Source organism: Bacillus sp. JJ783 (assembly GCF_036963225.1).
Classification (GTDB): domain Bacteria; phylum Bacillota; class Bacilli; order Bacillales; family Bacillaceae_G; genus Bacillus_A; species Bacillus_A cereus_U.
The window spans coordinates 1-1,042 of record NZ_JBALMG010000185.1 but is presented as its reverse complement, the minus strand read 5'-3'; the positions used below and the strand labels follow the sequence as shown (position 1 = coordinate 1,042).

Genomic DNA, 1,042 nt, shown 5'->3' with positions numbered 1-1,042 from the left:
TTCAGTTTTCAAAGAACTTTTTTGGTGGAGCCTAGCGGGATCGAACCGCTGACCTCCTGCGTGCAAGGCAGGCGCTCTCCCAGCTGAGCTAAGGCCCCAAACAAGTATCGGGAAGACAGGATTTGAACCTGCGACCCCCTGGTCCCAAACCAGGTGCTCTACCAAGCTGAGCCACTTCCCGAAAGAAAACGCGCCCGAGAGGAGTCGAACCCCTAACCTCTTGATCCGTAGTCAAACGCTCTATCCAATTGAGCTACGGGCGCATATGGTGCCGAGGGCGGGGGTCGAACCCGCACGGTGGTCACCCACCGCAGGATTTTAAGTCCTGTGCGTCTGCCTGTTCCGCCACCCCGGCATGTCATACTGAAAATTGGAGCGGAAGACGGGATTCGAACCCGCGACCCCAACCTTGGCAAGGTTGTATTCTACCACTGAACTACTTCCGCAAGACATGTTTGAGTTATTTTATTAAAAGTGCGGGTGAAGGGAGTCGAACCCCCACGCCAAAGGCGCTAGATCCTAAGTCTAGTGCGTCTGCCAATTCCGCCACACCCGCATATTTCATTAAAATGGTGAGCCATGAAGGATTCGAACCTTCGACCCTCTGATTAAAAGTCAGATGCTCTACCAACTGAGCTAATGGCTCTTGCAATAAAAACTGGTGCCGACTAGAGGACTTGAACCCCCAACCTACTGATTACAAGTCAGTTGCTCTACCAATTGAGCTAAGTCGGCTAAATGGTGGAGGATGACGGGATCGAACCGCCGACCCCCTGCTTGTAAGGCAGGTGCTCTCCCAGCTGAGCTAATCCTCCGAATTGCTTGGCGACGTCCTACTCTCACAGGGACAAGGTCCCAACTACCATCGGCGCTAGAGAGCTTAACTTCCGTGTTCGGTATGGGAACGGGTGTGACCTCTCTGCCATCATCACCAAACTGTATTCATTTAAGACAAGAATTATTATAACTTATTCACTTTTGAAAGTCAATAAGTTTTTTATATTCTTTCAAAACTAGATAACATTGCTTCATATTATATGGT

General features: G+C 50.1%; 9 tRNA genes and 1 rRNA gene. All 10 read right to left on the bottom strand.

Annotated elements, in window-relative coordinates:
- Window positions 1-22: 22 nt before the first annotated feature.
- Window positions 23-98, bottom strand: a tRNA-Ala gene (locus V7038_RS27225).
- A 9-nt stretch (window positions 99-107) separates the two neighbouring features.
- A tRNA-Pro gene (locus V7038_RS27220) sits at window positions 108-181 on the bottom strand.
- A gap of 8 nt (window positions 182-189) precedes the next feature.
- Window positions 190-263 (bottom strand) — tRNA-Arg (locus V7038_RS27215).
- 3 nt (window positions 264-266) lie between these two features.
- Window positions 267-355 (bottom strand) — tRNA-Leu (locus V7038_RS27210).
- Window positions 356-371: 16 nt separating this feature from the next.
- Window positions 372-446, bottom strand: a tRNA-Gly gene (locus V7038_RS27205).
- A 29-nt stretch (window positions 447-475) separates the two neighbouring features.
- A tRNA-Leu gene (locus V7038_RS27200) sits at window positions 476-556 on the bottom strand.
- A gap of 14 nt (window positions 557-570) precedes the next feature.
- Window positions 571-646: transfer RNA gene (locus tag V7038_RS27195), tRNA-Lys, on the bottom strand.
- Window positions 647-659: 13 nt separating this feature from the next.
- Window positions 660-735 (bottom strand) — tRNA-Thr (locus V7038_RS27190).
- 4 nt (window positions 736-739) lie between these two features.
- Window positions 740-815 (bottom strand) — tRNA-Val (locus V7038_RS27185).
- A 5-nt stretch (window positions 816-820) separates the two neighbouring features.
- Window positions 821-936 (bottom strand): 5S ribosomal RNA (rrf, locus tag V7038_RS27180).
- Between the last annotated feature and the right edge of the window lie 106 nt (window positions 937-1,042).